Source organism: Pseudomonas sp. 20-5, assembly GCF_056782835.1.
On sequence record NZ_CM165584.1, the window covers coordinates 3618031 to 3636287 of the forward strand.

Consider the following 18257-nt stretch of genomic DNA (forward strand, 5'->3'; position numbering starts at 1 on the left):
CCCTGCTCTTTCATGCCTCAGGCGCAGCCTTGGCTGGCTTTTCGCTGTTCTCGTAGATCATCAGGGGTTGCGACGAGCCATCGATGACACTCTCATCGATGACCACCTTGCTGACATCCTGCTGGGAGGGAATCTCGTACATGGTATCGAGAAGGATACCTTCGAGAATTGAACGCAAGCCACGTGCACCGGTCTTGCGTTCGAGCGCCTTGCGGGCAACCGCCTTGAGTGCGTCCGGACGGAATTCGAGATCGACGCCTTCCATTTCGAACAGCTTGGCGTACTGCTTGGTGAGAGCGTTCTTCGGCTCGGTCAGGATCTGCATGAGCGCAGCCTCGTCGAGCTCATCAAGAGTCGCGATCACCGGCAAACGCCCTACAAACTCGGGAATAAGACCGAACTTGACGAGATCTTCCGGTTCGACTTCCTTGAACGCCTCGCCGACCTTCTTGCCCATCTCCTGACTGCGCACTTCGGCATTGAAACCGATGCCGCCGCGCGCGGAACGGTTCTGGATGACCCGCTCCAGACCGGCGAAAGCGCCGCCGCAGATGAACAGGATGTTGCGCGTATCGACCTGCAGGAACTCCTGCTGCGGATGCTTGCGACCGCCCTGCGGCGGTACCGAGGCAACGGTGCCCTCGATGAGCTTCAGCAGGGCCTGCTGCACACCCTCGCCGGAAACGTCGCGAGTGATGGAGGGATTGTCCGATTTCCGGGAGATCTTGTCGATCTCGTCGATGTAGACGATGCCCATCTGGGCCTTCTCCACATCGTAATCGCACTTCTGCAAGAGCTTCTGGATGATGTTCTCGACATCCTCGCCCACGTAGCCCGCTTCCGTCAGCGTGGTCGCATCGGCGATGGTGAACGGCACGTTCAGCAGACGTGCGAGGGTCTCGGCCAGCAGGGTCTTGCCCGAGCCGGTTGGGCCGATCATCAGAATGTTGCTCTTGCCGAGCTCGATATCGTCCTTCTTGTCACGCTGGTTGAGGCGCTTGTAGTGGTTGTATACCGCTACCGCCAGAACCTTCTTGGCCCGCTCCTGCCCGATCACGTACTGATCGAGGATGGTGCGGATCTCTTTCGGCGCCGGAAGTTTGTGCCCACTACTTTCCGCCTGCGCTTCCTGCACCTCCTCGCGGATGATGTCATTGCACAGGTCGACACACTCGTCGCAGATAAAGACCGAGGGGCCGGCAATCAACTTGCGCACTTCGTGCTGGCTCTTGCCGCAGAAGGAGCAATACAGCAGCTTGCCGTTGTCCTCGCCGTTGCGGGTATCAGTCATTCGATCGATCCAATGGGTAGCTTCAAACACAAGATGAAGGCAATTGTGGGCATTTTCAAGCCCACGAGGCGGCCGAATGTCTCGACCGCCAGTATTGCGGAGCCTTAGACGGCCAGGTCGCGCTGGGTCATGACCTTGTCGATCAGGCCATACTTGACGGCTTCGTCACCGCTCATGAAGCGGTCACGATCGGTATCGCGGGCAATGACGTCCAGGGGCTGGCCGGTGTGGTGCGCCAGGATCTGGTTCAGACGCTCCTTGATGAAGAGGATTTCCTTGGCATGGATCTCGATATCCGAGGCCTGGCCCTGGAAACCGCCCAGCGGCTGGTGGATCATCATCCGCGAATGCGGCAGGCAGTAGCGCTTGCCGGCGGCACCGCCCGCAAGCAGCAGGGCACCCATGCTGCACGCCTGGCCGATACAGGTGGTCGAGACGTTGGGCTTGATGAACTGCATGGTGTCGTAGATGGACATCCCGGCAGTCACCGAACCACCCGGCGAGTTGATGTAGAGATGAATGTCCTTCTCGGGATTTTCAGCCTCCAGGAACAGCAACTGGGCAACCACCAGGTTGGCCATGTAGTCCTCGACCTGGCCGACCAGGAAGATGATCCGCTCCTTCAGCAGGCGCGAATAGATGTCGTAGGCTCGCTCGCCGCGGGCGGACTGCTCCACCACCATGGGCACCAGGCCACCGGCGGCCTGGATATCGGGAACGTGCGGAATAAAAGAGTTGCGAGACATGTCTTGCGATCACTCCCTAACAGATAGTGAAGCCTCAAAGACGCACAAGCCAGCACTAAGGCTGGCTTGTGGGATTCGAACGAGAGGAACGAATCAGGCCGCTTGCGGAGCTTCGGCCGGCTTGACCGCTTCTTCGTAGGATACCTGCTTATCGGTCACAGTGGCCTTTTGCAGGACAGTATCTACGACTTGTTCTTCCAGTACAACAGAACGGACTTCGTTCAGCTGGGGCTCGTTCTTGAAGTACCAGGCGACGACCTGCTCGGGCTCCTGGTAGGCCGAGGCCATTTCCTCGATCATTTCGCGAACGCGACCTTCGTCGGCCTTCAGCTCGTGCTGCTTGACCACTTCGGCGACGATCAGGCCCAGCACCACACGGCGCTTGGCCTGCTCTTCGAACAGCTCGGCCGGCAGTTGGTCAGGCTTGATGTTGCCACCGAACTGCTGGACGGCCTGCACGCGCAGACGGTTCACTTCGTTGCCGATCAGGGCCTTGGGCACTTCGATCGGGTTGGCCTGCAGCAGACCTTCCATGACCTGGTTCTTGACCTTGGACTTGATCGCCTGGCGCAGCTCGCGCTCCATGTTCTTCTGCACTTCGGCGCGGAAGCCATCGAGACCGGTTTCCTTCACGCCGAACAGAGCGAAGAACTCTTCGTTCAGTTCCGGCAGCTTGGGCTCGGCTACGCTATTGACGGTAACGGTGAACTCGGCAGCCTTGTTGGCCAGGTCCAGGTTCTGGTAGTCCTCGGGGAAGGTCAGGTTGAGCACACGCTCTTCACCGGCCTTCGCCCCCACCAGCCCTTCTTCGAAGCCGGCGATCATGCGACCGGAGCCCAGTACCAGCAGGGTGCCTTTGGCGGAACCGCCGGCGAAGGCTTCGCCGTCGATCTTGCCGACGAAGTCGATGTTCAACTGGTCATCGTTCTGGGCGGCACGCTCGACCACTTCGAAACGGGTGTTCTGCTTGCGCAGGACGTCGAGCATGTTGTCGACATCAGCATCGGAAACTTCGGCCTGCAGGCGCTCGACCTTGATGTCTTCCAAGCCGGAAACGGTAAATTCCGGGAAGACTTCGAAGGTTGCGATGTATTCCAGGTCCTTGCCTTTCTCGAAGGACTTGGGCTCTACCGACGGCGAACCGGCCGGATTCAGCTTCTGCTCGACCACGGCTTCGTAGAAGGTTTCCTGGATCAGATCGCCCATGGCTTCCTGGCGCGCGGAAGCTTCGTAGCGCTGACGAATGACACTCATCGGCACCTTGCCGGGGCGGAAACCTGGAATCTTGGCACGACGGGCGGTCTGCTGCAGACGCTTGTTGACTTCGGTCTCGATACGCTCGGCAGGCACACCAACGGTCATGCGGCGCTCAAGAGCGGAAGTGCTTTCAACAGAAACTTGCATGGATATTCCTCGTTGCACAGACGTAAGCCGGTCCTTCCGGCTCCCAGAATCAAGGGCATGCATTCTAGTAGAGGGAAAAGCAGAAGTCACCCCGCCAGGGTGCAGGCGGATCCCCGGGGTGTTTCCGGCCGCTTCCGCCGATCGCAGCCCGATCTCGAACGAGTCGCTGGAGCTTCGCCGGAAGCGGGCGCATATAATGCCAGCCGATTCCGCTCCGACCGATGAAACCCTATGGACTGCCCTACCCTCAGCAAGGTATTGCTCGTCGAAGACGACCAGAAGCTCGCCCGCCTGATCGCCAGTTTCCTTTCCCAGCATGGTTTCGAAGTGCGCCAGGTGCATCGCGGTGATGCCGCGTTCGCCGCCTTCCTCGACTTCAAGCCGCAAGTGGTGGTTCTCGACCTCATGCTCCCCGGACAGAATGGTCTGCAGGTGTGCCGGGAGATCCGCCGGGTCGCGAACCTGCCGATCCTCATACTCACCGCCCAGGAGGACGATCTCGATCACATCCTCGGCCTGGAGTCCGGCGCCGACGACTACGTGATCAAGCCGATCGAGCCACCGGTGCTGCTCGCCCGCCTGCGCGCCCTGATGCGCCGGCACGCGCCCCTTCCCGCCTCCCCGGAAAGCCTGACATTCGGCAAGCTGAACATCGACCGACGGCGGCGCGAAGCGGAACTCGAAGGCCTCGGCATCGAACTGACCACGATGGAGTTCGAGCTGCTCTGGCTGCTGGCCAGCCAGGCAGGGGAAATACTTTCCCGCGACGAGATCCTCAACCAGATCCGCGGCATCGGCTTCGACGGCCTGAACCGCAGCGTCGACGTCTGCATCAGCAAGCTGCGCAATAAACTGAAGGACAATCCGCGCGAGCCGGTCCGGATCAAGACCGTCTGGGGCAAGGGCTACCTGTTCAACCCGCTGGGCTGGGAGCTCTGAATGCTGCGCCTGTTCCTGCGCCTCTACCTGCTGCTGGCCCTGGGGTTCGCCGCCGCGATCTTCGTGGTCGACCATGTCATCGACGCGTTCTACGACAGCATCGTCGAGAACTATCACCGCGACGCCGTTCGCGGCCAGGCCTATTCGCTGGTGGAAAAGCTGGCCCCGCTGGACCAGGCCGGACGCCAGCGACAGCTCGAAGACTGGCGTCCCCACTACGGGCTCGAGCTGAGCCTGACGGATGCCAGGCAGGCGAAGCTGACGCAGGAAGAGCAGGCCCTCCTCGACAAGAACCTGCTGGTGGTACGCGAGGACTTCACGGAATTCATCAGCCGCATCGACGCGGGCCCGCAGCTGCTCGACATCAAGCTGCCGCCGGAACCCTCGCTGACCCCACTATTCACCGTGCTGGCCTACATCCTGCTCGGCGTGCTGGTCGGCATCGCCCTGCTGGTATGGGTCCGCCCGCACTGGCGCGACCTCGAGACCCTGCGCCTGGCCGCGCAACGCTTCGGCGACGGCGACCTGTCATCGCGCACGCGCATTTTCCGACGCTCCGACATCCGCACCCTGGCCCAGCACTTCAACCAGATGGCCGACCGCATCGAAAGCCTGATCAGCAACCAGCGTGAACTGACCAACGCGGTATCCCACGAATTGCGCACGCCGATCTCCCGCCTGTCCTTCGAACTCGAGCAATTGAACAAGCAGGTCGACGCCGAAGTACGCCACGACCTGATAGAGGACATGCGCGCCGATCTCGGCGAACTGGAGGAAATGGTCTCCGAACTGCTGACCTACGCCCGCCTGGAGCACGGCAACGTCGGGAGCCACCGGGAAATCGTCGACGCCGCGAGCTGGCTGGATAGCGTCGTCGCCGACGTCGCCCTGGAAGCCGAAGCCGCCGGAGTCACCTGCGAGATCAGCGCCTGCCAGGTCGAACAGATCCGCATCGAGCCTCGCTTCATGGCGCGCGCAGTGATCAACCTGCTGCGCAACGCCATTCGCCACGCACACTCGCGCGTCGAAATCGCCCTCCTCGATCAAGGCGACAGCTGTCAGATACGGGTCAACGACGACGGCCCCGGGATACCGGCGGACGCCCGGCAGAAGATCTTCGAACCCTTTTCGCGCCTGGACGACAGCCGCGATCGCAGCACCGGCGGCTTCGGCCTGGGCCTGGCGATCGTCCGCCGGGTCGCGCAATGGCACGGCGGCTATGCGGAAGCGCTGGAAACGCCGCAGGGAGGCGCCTCCTTCCGCCTGACCTGGGAGCGACCCCGTTGACAGCGGAGGCTTAACAATCTTTCACAGATTGCTGACAAAGCCGTAAGGACTGCCAGCCAGGCCCGCCCTAGCATGGGACACCTCGCCTTTCCGCCAGGTGTTCCATGTTTCGTGCAATGCATCTTTCCCTTCTCGGCTGCCTGCTCGGCACCAGCGGCTGCCACGGACTGCCGCCCGCCCCGCCAGCGCCGAGCGCCGCCGTGGGCAACTACGGCGAGGTCATCGACTATCTGCAACGCCACATCCGCCGGGAAATGGAAAGGCAGGACGTGCCCGGCCTGGCCCTGGCATTGGTCGACGACCAGCAACTGGTCTGGGCCCGCGGTTTCGGCTATGCCGACCGACAGCACAGGATCAACGCCAGCGAGCACACCGCATTCCACGCCGGCGACCTGTCCAAGCTACTGATCGCCAGCGCGACCCTGCAACTGGCCGAACGCGGCCAACTCTCTCTCGACGCCCCGCTCCAGGACACCTTGCGCGAGTTCTACGTACGCTCACGCTTCCATGCCGACCAGAGCGAGGCGGATCGCGCGATCACTTTCCGCCGGCTGCTCAGCCACCAGTCCGGCCTTCCTGGCGAACACCTGCCGCCCCTGTTCGGCGAACGCCCGAGCTCACTCGGCCAACTGCCGGCGAAAGTATCCGGCGTCTGGCTGAGCAATCCGCCGGGAACCCAGGTCGCCTATTCCAACCTTGGCTACGAGCTGGTCGGCGCGGCTATCGAGCGCAACACCGGAAAGCACTTCGAGCAGCACATGCGGGAGCACCTGCTGGACCCTTTGCAGATGACTCGCTCCAGCTTCGCCAGGAACGCCCTGCCCCAGGCGCAACGCGCCCACGGCTACAGCGGCGGCGGCGGCGGTCGCCCCGGCTCCGCCGCCGCCAGCGACCTCCCGGTCAACGACCTGTGGAGCAGCCCGGTCGACCTCAGCCGCTTCGTCCGCATGCTGTTCGCCAACGGGCGCCACAAGGAGCGCCAGCTTCTCCGGAAACACTCCGTCGAGGAGATGTTCCGCCAGCAGAACGCCGGCAATGCCCTGGACTTCGACTGCCAGGTGGGCCTGGCCTGGTTCCTCAGCCCGTGCGGCTCCGCACCGCTGGAAGGAGGCATCCGTCACTATGAGTACGCCAGCGCCACCCCAGGATTCAGCGCCCATCTGATTCTGCTGCCGGAACAGCGCCTCGCCGCCATTGTCATGAGCAACGCCGATGACAGCGGGTCGCTCACTGCCTCCCTGGCCCGGCAAGCGGCGTCGCTCATGCTGCAGGTCAAACAGGGCGCTCGTCGCCCCGCCGTACAGCCCACCCCCGCGCGCGCCCCCGCACTGGAGGTACCGAGCCCGGAGGACCGGCGACAGCTATACGGTCGCTACGCAACCCGCCAAGGCCAGATTCGCCTGTACGAGCGCAGGGGTCGCCTGTACGCGGATTTCGGCGAACAACGCGTGGAACTGTTGCGCGACACCTCGGGCTGGCTGCAGATGAGAAAAAGACTGCTGGGGTTCTGGCCTGTCGGCGTGGACAGCGCCGGACAGTTGCAACTGGACGTGGTCAGCTACGGCCAACGCCGAATCCTGGTGTCCCGCCGCCACGACCAGACCGCCTACCTCGGCGAGCGCATCGAGCCGACATCCCTGCCCCAGGCCTGGAACGAAGCCGTCGGCACCTACCGCGTCGCCAGCACGGGCCGGCACAGCTACCTGAACGGCCTGAGCATCAGGATCGAAGACGGCTTCCTGCTGGTGCGCGGGCAAGCCGGAGGAACCCGCTCCGGCGAGTTCATCCTGCAACCCATCGACAGCGCACACGCCGTCCTGGCCGGCAGCGGCCAGGGCCTGGGAGACACCTTCAGTCGCGACTTCGACGGTCTGAACGCGCTCGGCTACCGCTTCGCCCAGCAAGACACCAAGGCACGTCCCTGGCTGCAACGGAAGGAGTCCCCATGAGAAGCCCCTCCCTGTGCCTCGCCGGCACGCTCGCCAGCCTCTGCTCCGCCGCTGTCGCCGAAGAGTGGCATGACAGCATCGGCCCGAGCGCCCTGGTGGAATACCGTTTCTGAAACACACCGAGAGAGAATACGAACATGTTCACCGCCTTCGCCTTCCGCGGCCGCCAACCTTATACCGTTCGCCGGAACACAGCCCAGGGCGCGACCTTGCGCCCGAAACTGGCGAACCGGCCGGATGCGCCGGTTTCAGCCGGGAAGTCCTGAACTGCGGAGCGTCTACGGCCTCATTGGCAACGGATCACGCCGCTGGCGATTTCGTCGTCGATGGAGCGCAGCGCATCGGCATCCTGGTGCATCTGCTCGATCACCTCGAGCAGGCGCTGCGCCAGCTTCGGATCGTTCGCCCGCTCGACGGCGCGCATGACCTCGACCGCAGCCGATTCATGATTGTTCGCCATCTGCTTGAGAGCCTTGCGCAAGCGCTGCTCGGTCCATTTCATCGACATGTCGCTTCACCCAGACTGCATATACGGACCCGCCAGGAACGACAGGCTCGCTTAAGAGCGCCGGACCCGGAACAAGTTCAACCTGCCGTCGCGCCCATGAGGGCGGATTGGGTACCGGAAAGGCAAACGGAGAAGAGATCGTGAAGCGCAAACGAAAACGCCAGGCACAAGGCCTGGCGCTTCGAAATATGGGGTGGACGATGGGAATCGAACCCACGACACCAGGAGCCACAATCCTGTGCTCTACCAACTGAGCTACGCCCACCATATCGTGAATCGTGCCGGACGTTCCGGCTTCAACCGCAGCGGCCGGACAAGCCGAGCCTGAAGGTGGTGCGGACGGAGAGACTCGAACTCTCACGCCTTGCGGCGCTGGAACCTAAATCCAGTGTGTCTACCAATTCCACCACGTCCGCGGGACACTGCTTGGAAATGAAAACGCCAGGCCCCGGGCCTGGCGCTTCGGAATATGGGGTGGACGATGGGAATCGAACCCACGACACCAGGAGCCACAATCCTGTGCTCTACCAACTGAGCTACGCCCACCATATTACGACTTGCGGTAAAACATCGCCTGCTTCTTGCCGATTCGCCGAATGGCGCACCCGGCAGGACTCGAACCTGCGACCATCCGCTTAGAAGGCGGATGCTCTATCCAGCTGAGCTACGGGCGCTTTATTCATCTGCATTCAATGCTGAGCGCAAACTTTAAGCTCTGGCAATCACAAAGTCAGCAACCGACTTGCTTTACCTCTTACCCTGCGTCCGGCTGTGCTCGGCAAGCGGGGCGCATGTTATACAGGGGGCGAAAGGCCGTCAACGGGTTTTTTAAAAAAATTCAGCTATATAAAGGAGTTACGGCAAATCCACGGGTCGCCTCCTTTGCCCCGGGCGGCGTCCATGCGAAAATGCGCGTCCTTTTTCCACCCGATTCGATGGTTACCCTTCCGACATGACCGCACAACTGATCGACGGCAAAGCGATCGCCGCCAACCTTCGCCAGCAGATAGCCCAACGCGTGACCGAGCGCCGCCAGCAAGGCCTGCGCGTTCCCGGCCTGGCGGTGATCCTGGTCGGCACCGATCCGGCCTCTCAGGTCTATGTGGCGCACAAGCGCAAGGACTGCGAGGAAGTCGGCTTTCTCTCCCAGGCCTACGATCTTCCCGCCGAAACCAGCCAGGACGACCTGCTGGCTCTGATCGACCGCCTGAACGACGACACCGCCATCGACGGCATCCTGGTCCAGCTACCCCTGCCCGCCCACCTGGACGCCTCCCTGCTGCTGGAGCGTATCCACCCGGACAAGGACGTGGACGGTTTCCATCCCTACAACATCGGCCGCCTGGCCCAGCGCATGCCCCTCCTGCGCCCCTGCACCCCGAAAGGCATCATGACCCTGCTCGCCAGCACCGGCGCCGACCTGTACGGCATGGATGCGGTCGTGGTCGGCGCCTCGAACATCGTCGGCCGACCCATGGCTCTGGAGTTGCTGCTGGGTGGCTGCACCGTCACCGTGACCCACCGCTTCACCCGCGACCTGGCCGACCATGTGTCGCGCGCCGACCTGGTGGTGGTCGCTGCCGGCAAGCCGGGACTGGTCAAGGGCGAGTGGATCAAGGAAGGCGCCATCGTCATCGACGTCGGCATCAACCGCCAGGCCGACGGCCGACTGGTCGGCGACGTGGAATACGAAGTGGCAGCGCAACGCGCCAGCTGGATCACCCCGGTGCCGGGCGGCGTCGGGCCGATGACCCGCGCCTGCCTGCTGGAAAATACCCTGCACGCCGCCGAACACCTGCACGACTGAGGTCGCCGGTAATGAAAAGCCCCGCGTTCGCGGGGCTTTTCATTTATCGCTGCGGGTTCAGTCGGCCAGGCGCCAGGTAGTGCCGCCCTTGCCATCCTCCAGCACGACGCCCATGGCGGTGAGCCGATCGCGAATCCGGTCGGACTCCGCCCAGTTCTTCGCCGCCCGCGCCTCCAGGCGCGCCTGGATCAGCGCCTCGACCTCGGCCGCATCGACCTTGCCCTCGGCGCCCGCCTGCAGGAAGGCTTCCGGCTCCAGTTGCAGCACCCCCAGCAGGCCAGCCAACTGCTTCAGGCGCGCGGCCAGCGCGGCCGCCGCCGACAGGTCGCTTTCGCGCAGACGATTGACCTCCCGCGCCAGCTCGAACAGCACCGAGCAGGCACCCGCGGTATTGAAGTCGTCGTCCATCGCCGCGGCGAAGCGCTCGACATACTCCACCGCTTCCGCCGGCGCCGCCTCGGGCAGCCCCTTGAGCGCGTTGTAGAAACGGTCCAGGGCCGCCTTGGCCTCGCGCAGGTTCTCCTCCGAGTAGTTGATCGGACTGCGGTAATGGCTGGCGATCAGCAGGTAACGCACCACTTCGGGGTGATATTTCTCCAGCACTTCGCGGATGGTGAAGAAATTGCCCAGCGACTTGGACATCTTCTCGCCGTTGATGGTGATCATCCCGCAGTGCAGCCAGGACTTGGCGTAGGGCTTGCCGGTCGCGGCCTCGCTCTGGGCGATCTCGTTCTCGTGGTGAGGGAACTCCAGGTCGTTGCCACCGCCATGGATGTCGAAGGAATCGCCCAGGCAGCAGGTGGACATCACCGAGCATTCGATGTGCCAGCCCGGGCGCCCCTCGCCCCAGGGCGACGACCAGCTCGGCTCGCCCGGCTTGGCGCCCTTCCAGAGCACGAAATCGAGCGGATCCTCCTTCGCTTCGCCCGGCTCGATCCGCGCACCGATGCGCAGGTCCTCGACCCGCCGCCGCGACAACTTGCCGTAGCCAGCGAACTTGCCGACCCGGTAGTACACGTCACCGTTGCCCGGCGCGTAGGCATAGCCCTTGTCGATCAGGGTCTGGATCATCGCGTGCATGCCGGCGATGTGATCGGTGGCGCGTGGCTCCTGGTCCGGCTTGAGGATGTTCAGCCGGGCCTCGTCCTCGTGCATCGCCGCGATCATGCGCTCGGTCAGCACATCGAACGGCTCGCCGTTCTCGTTGGCGCGATTGATGATCTTGTCATCGATATCGGTGATGTTGCGCACGTACGTCAGGTCGTAGCCACGGTGGCGCAACCAGCGGGTGATCACGTCGAACGCCACCATGCTGCGGCCGTGGCCCAGATGGCAGTAGTCGTACACGGTCATGCCGCACACGTACATGCGTACCTGGTTGCCGACCAGCGGCGTGAAGACTTCTTTGGTCTTGCTCAGCGTGTTGTAGATCTGCAGCACGGTCTTTCCTCAGCCCTGTCCCCAGGAGTCACGCAGGGTGACGGTACGGTTGAACACCGGCTTGCCCGGCCTGGAGTCCTTCAGGTCGGCGACGAAATAGCCTTCGCGCTCGAACTGGAAGCGATCCTCCGGGTTCGCCTGGCCCAGCGACGGCTCGGCGCGACAGCCGGCCAGTACCTGCAGGGAGTCGGCGTTGATGTTGTCGAGGAAGCTGCCGCCCTCTTCCGCCTTCTCCGGATTGGCCGAGCGGAACAGCCGATCGTACAGGCGCACTTCGCACTCGACGCTGCCCTCGGCCGGCACCCAGTGGATCACGCCCTTGACCTTGCGGCCTTCCGGGTTCTTGCCCAGGGTGTCCGGATCGTAGCTGCAGCGCAGTTCGACGATATTGCCGTCGGCATCCTTGATCGCTTCGTCGGCACGGATCACGTAGCTGCCGCGCAGACGCACCTCGCCACCGGGGATCAGGCGCTTGTAGCCGGCCGGCGGGACTTCCTCGAAGTCACCGGCATCGATGAACAGCTCGCGACCGAACGGCAGTACGCGCACTCCCATGTCTTCCTTCGGATGACGCGGCAACTCGAGGTTCTCCACCTGCCCTTCGGGGTAGTTGGTGATCACCACCTTGAGCGGTTTCAGCACGCACATGGCACGCGGCGCGGTGGCGTCCAGGTGGTCGCGGATGCTGAACTCGAGCATGCCGATGTCGACCACGCCGCTGGCACGGTTCACCCCTATCATCTCGCAGAAGTTGCGGATCGACTCCGGGGTGTAGCCGCGGCGGCGATAGCCGGACAGGGTCGACATGCGCGGATCGTCCCAGCCGCTGACATGGCCTTCGTCGACCAATTGCTTGAGCTTGCGCTTGCTGGTCACGGTGTAGTTCAGGTTGAGCCGGGAGAATTCGTACTGGCGCGGTTGCGCAGGTACCGGCAGGTTGGCCAGGAACCACTCGTAGAGCGGACGATGGTCTTCGAATTCCAGGGTGCAGATCGAATGGGTGATGCCCTCGATGGCGTCCGACTGACCGTGGGTGAAGTCGTAGCTCGGGTAGATGCACCACTTGTCGCCGGTCTGGTGGTGATGCGCATGGCGGATGCGGTACAGGATCGGATCGCGCAGGTTCATGTTCGGCGAACCCATGTCGATCTTCGCCCGCAGCGAACGGGCGCCGTCGGGGAACTCACCGGCCTTCATGCGGGCGAACAGGTCGAGGTTCTCCTCCACCGAACGGTCACGGTAAGGGCTGTTGCGGCCCGGCTCGGTGAGGGTGCCGCGGTATTCGCGCATTTCCTCGGGACCGAGGTCGCAGACGAACGCCTTGCCGGCCTTGATCAGCTCGATGGCCCAGGCATGCAACTGGTCGAAATAGTTGGAGGCATAGCAGACCTCGCCGGACCACTGGAAGCCCAGCCACTTGATGTCGGCCTCGATGGCATCGATGTACTCCTGGTCTTCCTTGGCCGGGTTGGTGTCATCGAAGCGCAGATGGCAATCGCCAGCGAATTCCTGGGCCAGGCCGAAGTTCAGGCAGATCGACTTGGCGTGGCCGATGTGCAGGTAACCGTTGGGCTCCGGGGGGAAACGGGTGACGATCTTCGCGTGCTTGCCGGCATCCAGGTCGGCTTGAACGATCTGGCGCAGGAAGTTCGGGGCGGCGGTGGTCTCTGGCTTGCTCATGGGATCCTTGGTCATGCTCTCGCCCGACCAGGGTAGGCCGGGCAAATCAAAGCGCTTATCATAGCCGAAGCTGTCAACCCCCTGACAGGCCTTCGATTTTCACGACAAAGCGGATTACCCACATGATCAAGCTGCATACCAACCATGGCGTCATCACCCTGAAGCTCGATGAAGAGAAAGCCCCGGAAACCGCGGCGAACTTCAAGGAGTACGTGAAAAGCGGCCACTACGACAACACCGTCTTCCACCGCGTGATCAACAACTTCATGATCCAGGGCGGCGGTTTCGAGCCGGGCATGAAGCAGAAGCCCACTCGCGCACCGATCAAGAACGAAGCCAACAACGGCCTGACCAACAAGGTCGGCAGCATCGCCATGGCTCGTACCATGGACCCGCATTCGGCCAGCGCGCAGTTCTTCATCAACGTCGCCGACAACGATTTCCTCAACCATACCGCCCCCACCACCCAGGGCTGGGGCTATGCCGTCTTCGGCGAAGTGGTCGAGGGCATGGACGTGGTCAACAAGATCAAGGGCGTGGCCACCACCATGCGCAGCGGCCACCAGGACGTGCCGGCCGAGGACGTGATCATCGAGAAGGCCGAAATCGTCGAAGAATGAAGCGATGAGCGTCCTGTTCATCTCGGACCTGCATCTCGAAGCGGAACGCCCGGACATCACCCGGGCGTTTCTGTCTTTCCTCGATGAGCGCGCCCGCCGGGCCGAGGCCCTGTACATCCTCGGCGACTTCTTCGAAGCCTGGATCGGCGACGACGGCATGGACGCCTTCCAGCGCTCCATCGCCCAGTCCCTGCGCCAGGTGGCCGACGGCGGTACGCGCATCTACCTGATGCACGGCAATCGCGACTTCCTCATTGGCAAGGCGTTCTGCCGCGAGGCCGGATGCACGCTGCTGCCCGACCCGAGCGTGATCGACCTGTACGGCGAGCCGGTATTGCTGATGCACGGGGACAGCCTGTGCACCCGAGACGAGGCCTACATGCGCCTGCGCCGCTGGCTGCGCAACCCGCTCACGCTCTGGGTACTGCGCCACCTGCCGCTGGCCACCCGACACAAGCTGGCACGCAAGCTGCGCAAGGAAAGCCGCGCGCAGACCCGCATGAAAGCCGTCGACATCATCGATGTCACGCCCGAAGAAGTGCCCCGGGTCATGCGCGGGCATGGCGTGCGTACCCTGATCCACGGCCACACTCATCGGCCGGCCGAACACCCGCTGGACATCGACGGCCAGCCCGCCCGGCGCATCGTGCTCGGCGACTGGGACCGCCAGGGCTGGGCCCTGGAGATCGACGCCAACGGCCATCGCCAGGCGCCCTTCCCGCTCTGACCCACCCCAGGCCCGCCATGCGGGCCTTTCAGCGAAACATTATGCGATTCGCATTTTTTCCGCCGTCCATCTTGACGTCGCGGGCCACCTTTCAGCAGGATCGCGCTCCCCCACCCCGCATCAAGGAATGATCGTGATCATCTCGAAGGGAAACCTGATCAAGTTCGTCGCCGCCCCCCTCGGCGTGCTCGCCCTCGGCTTCGGCCTGTTCAACGGCGTGTTCTTCTATAACGAAGCCGGCTTCATGACCCACGTAAGGACCATCTTCGGCGACGAGAAGATCGTCGATGACGTCGGCTACGCGACCAAGTGGTTCGGTCGCGCCACCACCTGGAAGAAGGCCATCAGCGTGCAGTCCGTGCTGGTCATGGACGATAACGACACCAATCCGGACAACGACGGCCTCGGCGCCACCATCGAGGCTTTCCCGATCGTGTTCCTCGGCAACGTCGACGCCAAGGTCGAATCTTCCGCGCGCTTTCGCCTGCCCGGCGGCGAGCCGTTCCTGAAGATGGCCCAGGAATACCGCAACCCGGACAATTTCATCCGCACCGCACTGGTGCCGGCGATCAAGGAAACCCTCCAGGCCACCGCTTCGCTGATGAGCGCCGACGACTACTACGCCGGAGCCCGCAGCGAATTCGCCGCCGAGTTCGAGAACCAGCTCAACGACGGCCTGTACCTGATCAAGCGCAAGGAAGTCCGCGGGCCGCGCGGCGCCATTCCGCACCAGACCGCGATCCTCCAGGCCGGCACCGAGCAGGGAGCGTTCGGCGACAACAACGCCAGCCAGTTCGTCACCGAGAAGGTCACCGATGCCAAGGGCATCCCGGTACGCAAGCAACAGCAGTTCCGCAAGTTCGGCGTCGAGGTGGTGGAAGCGCGGATCACCAACGTCGATCCCAACCCGCAGTACAAGCAGCGCATGGTCAAGGTCCAGCAGGCGCTCGCCGAGCTGGCGGTGGCGCGGCAGAACCGCCTGAAGGAAGAAGAGGAAAAGCTGCTGGTCACCGCCCGCGGCGAGAAGGAAGTCGAGGCCAAGCGCCAGGAAACCCTGCGCGACCAGATCGAACGCACCACCCAGGCGGAAACCGACAAGCAATTGGCGGTGATCAACGCCGAGCGCGAGAAGCAGCGCGCCGAGATCGAGAAGCAGACCGCCGAACTGCTGCGCGACAAGGCCACGGTGACCGCCCAGGCCACCAAGATCACCGCCGACGCCGAGGCCTACGCCCGCGAAGCGGTGATCAAGGCGGACGGCGCGTTGCAGCCGAAGCTCGACGCGCTGATCGCGATCAACAAGGTCTGGGCCGAAGCCGCCGCCCAGGCCCCCGTCCCCAGCGTAATGATGGGTGCCGGCGCCAACGGCGCGGCGAGCCGCCAGGACGAGATCGGCCAGCTGATGGGCGTTCTGGCGACCAAGGCCGCCCGCGACCTGGCCCTCGACCTCAAGGTCAAGGACTGATCCAGGCAGCAAAAAAAGCGCCCCGCGGGGCGCTTTCTTGTTTCCGGCTCAGGCCACCAGGTCCACCGGGAGGCCGCTGTGGAAGCGGAATTCGTTGTCCGGACTGCTGATCAGCTCGGCCTCCTTGGCCCGCACCACCTCGATCGTCCGCTCCACGTCGGCCTCGTCGCCGTACTGGTAGGCCAGCTTCAGGTAGTCCTGGAAATGCCGCGACTCGGACTTCAGCAAACCGCCGTAGAATTTCGCCAGCTCCGCGTCCAGGTGCGGCACCAGGGCGGCGAAGCGCTCGCAGGAACGCGCCTCGATGAAGGCGCCGACCACCAGCGTATCGGTCAGCCGCTGCGGCTCCTGCTTGCGCACCAGGTCGCGCAGCGCCGAGGCGTAGCGGGAGGCGCTGACATTGACCACCGGGATACCGCGTTTCTTCAGGATCGCCAGCACCTGCTCGAAGTGGCGCAGCTCCTCGCGCGCCAGGCGGCTCATCTTGTTCACCAGGTCCAGGCGGCCGGAGTACTTGCCGATCAGTTGCATCGCCGTCGCCGCGGCCTTCATCTCGCAGGCCTTGTGGTCCAGCAGCATGACGTCCTGGCGCTCCAGGGCCGCCTCGACCCAGGCGGCGGGAGTGGAACAGGCAAGGAATTGGTCGATCTCGGGCAACATGGTGCAGGTCACTCATTCTGGAAAGGGCCTGCCATGACGCTGGTCGGGGCAGGAAAGGCGGAGCATTATACGGAAGCTGCGGCGGTCGGGCAGGCCGACCCGTTTGATATGCATCAAGAGCAGCGGCTGGATTGCGTCTAGAGTTGTTTCAGCGATAACCACAAGCACTCAGGGAGACGATCATGCAAGCCATTCGCAGCATCCTCGTGGTGATTGAACCGGACCAGCTGGAAGGTCTCGCCCTGAAACGGGCACAACTGATCGCCGGCGTGACCCAGTCGCACCTGCACCTGCTGGTCTGCGAGAAGCGCCGCGACCACAGCGCCGCTCTCAACGACCTGGCCCAGGAGCTGCGCGAGGAAGGCTACAGCGTCTCGACCAACCAGGCCTGGAAGGACTCCCTGCACCAGACCATCATCGCCGAGCAACAGGCCGAAGGCTGCGGACTGATCATCAAGCAGCACTTTCCCGACAACCCGCTGAAAAAGGCCATCCTCACCCCGGACGACTGGAAGCTGCTGCGCTTCGCGCCCTGTCCGGTACTGATGACCAAGACCGCCCGGCCCTGGACGGGCGGAAAGATCCTCGCCGCGGTCGACGTCGGCAACAACGACGGCGAGCACCGCTCCCTGCACGCCGGGATCATCAGCCATGCCTACGACATCGCCGGCCTGGCCAAGGCCACGCTGCACGTGATCAGCGCCCACCCCTCGCCGATGCTCTCCTCTGCCGACCCGACCTTCCAGCTCAGCGAAACCATCGAGGCCCGCTATCGCGAGGCCTGCCGCACCTTCCAGGCCGAGTACGGTTTCAGCGACGAACAATTGCACATCGAGGAAGGTCCGGCCGACGTGCTGATCCCGCGCACCGCGCAGAAGCTCGACGCGGTGGTCACCGTGATCGGCACCGTGGCGCGCACCGGGTTGTCCGGCGCGCTGATCGGCAATACCGCGGAAGTGGTGCTGGATACCCTGGAAAGCGACGTGCTGGTGTTGAAGCCGGACGACATCATCGCCCACCTGGAGGAGCTGGCCAGCAAGGAGTGACCGCTGGTCGGACGAAAACGCCGCCCAAGGGCGGCTTTTTCGCTGGAGACACCGCCTATCTGTCGATCGCCTGCAGGAACGAGGGCGCGATGTAGCGCTGGTAATGCGCTTCCGACAGCAGGAAGAATTCCCGGTCGATGGCATCGCGCAGGTCCGGCAGGCTCCAGTCGCGGAATTCCGGCAGCAGTGCCACGCCGTAGGCTTCGATCTGGTTGATCAGCCGGGAACCGCGGGCGATCAACTGGTAGGCCCAGCAATAGGGGGACTGCTCGGGGACGAAACGGATCTGCCGCTGCTCCAGTTGCAGGCGCAGGCGCGCGGCGTCGAAGACTTCCAGCTTGGCGGCCATCACCTGGGCCAGCAACTGCTCAAGGCGACTCCAGACAGCCCGCTTTTCCTCGGCGTCGTAGAGGTTCCAGTTGACCACCTCATGGTGAAAACGCTTGCAGCCACGGCATACCAGGTCGCCGTATACCGTGGAGCAAAGCCCTACGCAGGGGGTTTTGATTCTTTGCGAAGACATGGCCGGGACAACGAAAACAAAGCGGCATCTTAGCCCTTTGTCTAATCAAGTTCACCCCGTGGTTCCTAGGGTTTCCGACTTAACTTTGCGTCGAGTTTCCAGTAACATTGGCCCGCCTTTTTAGGCGCCAATGTCCGTTAGAAGCTGTTTTCAAAGCGTCACGAG

16 protein-coding genes and 4 tRNA genes are annotated in these 18257 nt (G+C 63.4%); 8 read left to right on the forward strand and 12 right to left on the reverse strand.

The annotated features are described in order from the left end of the window. Positions 1 to 10: 10 nt before the first annotated feature. The 3 genes from clpX to tig all read right to left on the reverse strand — a co-directional run bounded on the left by clpX (position 11) and on the right by tig (position 3441). Positions 11 to 1291, reverse strand: a complete 1281-nt coding sequence (gene clpX, locus AC1RB9_RS16525; protein WP_003087924.1) for an ATP-dependent Clp protease ATP-binding subunit ClpX — start codon at positions 1289 to 1291, stop codon at positions 11 to 13. Between the two features lie 104 nt (positions 1292 to 1395). After that, positions 1396 to 2037: an ATP-dependent Clp endopeptidase proteolytic subunit ClpP gene (clpP, locus tag AC1RB9_RS16530; protein ID WP_003098129.1), complete on the reverse strand. Its 642-nt coding sequence runs from the start codon at positions 2035 to 2037 to the stop codon at positions 1396 to 1398. 93 nt (positions 2038 to 2130) lie between these two features. Next, entirely contained in the window at positions 2131 to 3441 is a 1311-nt protein-coding gene (gene tig / locus AC1RB9_RS16535; protein ID WP_003087920.1) for a trigger factor, read from the reverse strand. A gap of 231 nt (positions 3442 to 3672) precedes the next feature. Here tig and parR point away from each other — a divergent pair, with 231 nt between their 5' ends. From parR to AC1RB9_RS16550, 3 genes are all read left to right on the forward strand, one after another. After that, positions 3673 to 4380, forward strand: coding sequence for a response regulator transcription factor ParR (gene parR / locus AC1RB9_RS16540; RefSeq protein WP_003098126.1), 708 nt, complete (start codon positions 3673 to 3675; stop codon positions 4378 to 4380). Then, positions 4381 to 5667, forward strand: a complete 1287-nt coding sequence (gene parS, locus AC1RB9_RS16545; protein WP_003087912.1) for a sensor histidine kinase ParS — start codon at positions 4381 to 4383, stop codon at positions 5665 to 5667. 104 nt (positions 5668 to 5771) lie between these two features. Beyond that, on the forward strand, positions 5772 to 7616 hold the full coding sequence (locus AC1RB9_RS16550; protein WP_033873391.1) for a serine hydrolase domain-containing protein: 1845 nt from the start codon (positions 5772 to 5774) through the stop codon (positions 7614 to 7616). A gap of 286 nt (positions 7617 to 7902) precedes the next feature. Here the strand turns inward: AC1RB9_RS16550 and AC1RB9_RS16555 are convergent, their stop codons facing one another. The 5 genes from AC1RB9_RS16555 to AC1RB9_RS16575 form a co-directional block, all read right to left on the reverse strand. Continuing rightward, positions 7903 to 8124, reverse strand: coding sequence for a hypothetical protein (locus AC1RB9_RS16555; RefSeq protein ID WP_003087901.1), 222 nt, complete (start codon positions 8122 to 8124; stop codon positions 7903 to 7905). A 189-nt stretch (positions 8125 to 8313) separates the two neighbouring features. After that, positions 8314 to 8389: transfer RNA gene (locus AC1RB9_RS16560), tRNA-His, on the reverse strand. A 66-nt stretch (positions 8390 to 8455) separates the two neighbouring features. After that, positions 8456 to 8540: transfer RNA gene (locus AC1RB9_RS16565), tRNA-Leu, on the reverse strand. Between the two features lie 54 nt (positions 8541 to 8594). Then, positions 8595 to 8670 (reverse strand) — tRNA-His (locus AC1RB9_RS16570). A 51-nt stretch (positions 8671 to 8721) separates the two neighbouring features. Then, positions 8722 to 8798: transfer RNA gene (locus AC1RB9_RS16575), tRNA-Arg, on the reverse strand. Positions 8799 to 9076: 278 nt separating this feature from the next. Here AC1RB9_RS16575 and folD point away from each other — a divergent pair. After that, positions 9077 to 9931, forward strand: a complete 855-nt coding sequence (folD, locus tag AC1RB9_RS16580) for a bifunctional methylenetetrahydrofolate dehydrogenase/methenyltetrahydrofolate cyclohydrolase FolD (RefSeq protein WP_003450083.1) — start codon at positions 9077 to 9079, stop codon at positions 9929 to 9931. Positions 9932 to 9988: 57 nt separating this feature from the next. Here folD and cysS read toward each other — a convergent pair whose 3' ends face one another. Next, entirely contained in the window at positions 9989 to 11371 is a 1383-nt protein-coding gene (cysS, locus tag AC1RB9_RS16585) for a cysteine--tRNA ligase (protein ID WP_003450081.1), read from the reverse strand. Between the two features lie 9 nt (positions 11372 to 11380). Next, positions 11381 to 13051: a glutamine--tRNA ligase/YqeY domain fusion protein gene (locus tag AC1RB9_RS16590; protein ID WP_003098032.1), complete on the reverse strand. Its 1671-nt coding sequence runs from the start codon at positions 13049 to 13051 to the stop codon at positions 11381 to 11383. A gap of 122 nt (positions 13052 to 13173) precedes the next feature. Here AC1RB9_RS16590 and AC1RB9_RS16595 point away from each other — a divergent pair, with 122 nt between their 5' ends. The 3 genes from AC1RB9_RS16595 to AC1RB9_RS16605 all read left to right on the forward strand — a co-directional run bounded on the left by AC1RB9_RS16595 (position 13174) and on the right by AC1RB9_RS16605 (position 15863). After that, positions 13174 to 13671 carry a peptidylprolyl isomerase gene (locus AC1RB9_RS16595; protein ID WP_003087890.1) on the forward strand — a complete coding sequence of 166 codons (498 nt, stop codon included), beginning with the start codon at positions 13174 to 13176 and terminating at the stop codon, positions 13669 to 13671. Positions 13672 to 13675: 4 nt separating this feature from the next. After that, complete coding sequence (gene lpxH / locus AC1RB9_RS16600) at positions 13676 to 14398, forward strand: UDP-2,3-diacylglucosamine diphosphatase (protein WP_003113585.1); 723 nt, start codon at positions 13676 to 13678, stop codon at positions 14396 to 14398. A 133-nt stretch (positions 14399 to 14531) separates the two neighbouring features. Beyond that, positions 14532 to 15863, forward strand: coding sequence for an SPFH domain-containing protein (locus tag AC1RB9_RS16605; RefSeq protein ID WP_003087885.1), 1332 nt, complete (start codon positions 14532 to 14534; stop codon positions 15861 to 15863). 48 nt (positions 15864 to 15911) lie between these two features. Here AC1RB9_RS16605 and AC1RB9_RS16610 read toward each other — a convergent pair whose 3' ends face one another. Then, a complete protein-coding gene (locus AC1RB9_RS16610) occupies positions 15912 to 16535 on the reverse strand; it encodes a tRNA isopentenyl-2-thiomethyl-A-37 hydroxylase MiaE (protein ID WP_004342965.1) in 624 nt (207 codons plus the stop codon). A 170-nt stretch (positions 16536 to 16705) separates the two neighbouring features. Here AC1RB9_RS16610 and AC1RB9_RS16615 point away from each other — a divergent pair, with 170 nt between their 5' ends. After that, positions 16706 to 17569, forward strand: a complete 864-nt coding sequence (locus AC1RB9_RS16615; protein ID WP_003087881.1) for a universal stress protein — start codon at positions 16706 to 16708, stop codon at positions 17567 to 17569. A gap of 55 nt (positions 17570 to 17624) precedes the next feature. Here AC1RB9_RS16615 and AC1RB9_RS16620 read toward each other — a convergent pair whose 3' ends face one another. Next, positions 17625 to 18092, reverse strand: coding sequence for a DUF1289 domain-containing protein (locus AC1RB9_RS16620; RefSeq protein WP_003098041.1), 468 nt, complete (start codon positions 18090 to 18092; stop codon positions 17625 to 17627). Between the last annotated feature and the right edge of the window lie 165 nt (positions 18093 to 18257).

Bases quoted from the DNA above. Each gene is read 5' to 3' on its own strand.
- clpX (WP_003087924.1), bottom strand. From the start codon at position 1,291: ATGACTGATACCCGCAACGGCGAGGACAACGGCAAGCTGCTGTATTGC.
- clpP (WP_003098129.1), bottom strand. From the start codon at position 2,037: ATGTCTCGCAACTCTTTTATTCCGCACGTTCCCGATATCCAGGCCGCC.
- tig (WP_003087920.1), bottom strand. From the start codon at position 3,441: ATGCAAGTTTCTGTTGAAAGCACTTCCGCTCTTGAGCGCCGCATGACC.
- parR (WP_003098126.1), top strand. From the start codon at position 3,673: ATGGACTGCCCTACCCTCAGCAAGGTATTGCTCGTCGAAGACGACCAG.
- parS (WP_003087912.1), top strand. From the start codon at position 4,381: ATGCTGCGCCTGTTCCTGCGCCTCTACCTGCTGCTGGCCCTGGGGTTC.
- AC1RB9_RS16550 (WP_033873391.1), top strand. From the start codon at position 5,772: ATGTTTCGTGCAATGCATCTTTCCCTTCTCGGCTGCCTGCTCGGCACC.
- AC1RB9_RS16555 (WP_003087901.1), bottom strand. From the start codon at position 8,124: ATGTCGATGAAATGGACCGAGCAGCGCTTGCGCAAGGCTCTCAAGCAG.
- folD (WP_003450083.1), top strand. From the start codon at position 9,077: ATGACCGCACAACTGATCGACGGCAAAGCGATCGCCGCCAACCTTCGC.
- AC1RB9_RS16590 (WP_003098032.1), bottom strand. From the start codon at position 13,051: ATGAGCAAGCCAGAGACCACCGCCGCCCCGAACTTCCTGCGCCAGATC.
- AC1RB9_RS16595 (WP_003087890.1), top strand. From the start codon at position 13,174: ATGATCAAGCTGCATACCAACCATGGCGTCATCACCCTGAAGCTCGAT.
- lpxH (WP_003113585.1), top strand. From the start codon at position 13,676: ATGAGCGTCCTGTTCATCTCGGACCTGCATCTCGAAGCGGAACGCCCG.
- AC1RB9_RS16615 (WP_003087881.1), top strand. From the start codon at position 16,706: ATGCAAGCCATTCGCAGCATCCTCGTGGTGATTGAACCGGACCAGCTG.
- AC1RB9_RS16620 (WP_003098041.1), bottom strand. From the start codon at position 18,092: ATGTCTTCGCAAAGAATCAAAACCCCCTGCGTAGGGCTTTGCTCCACG.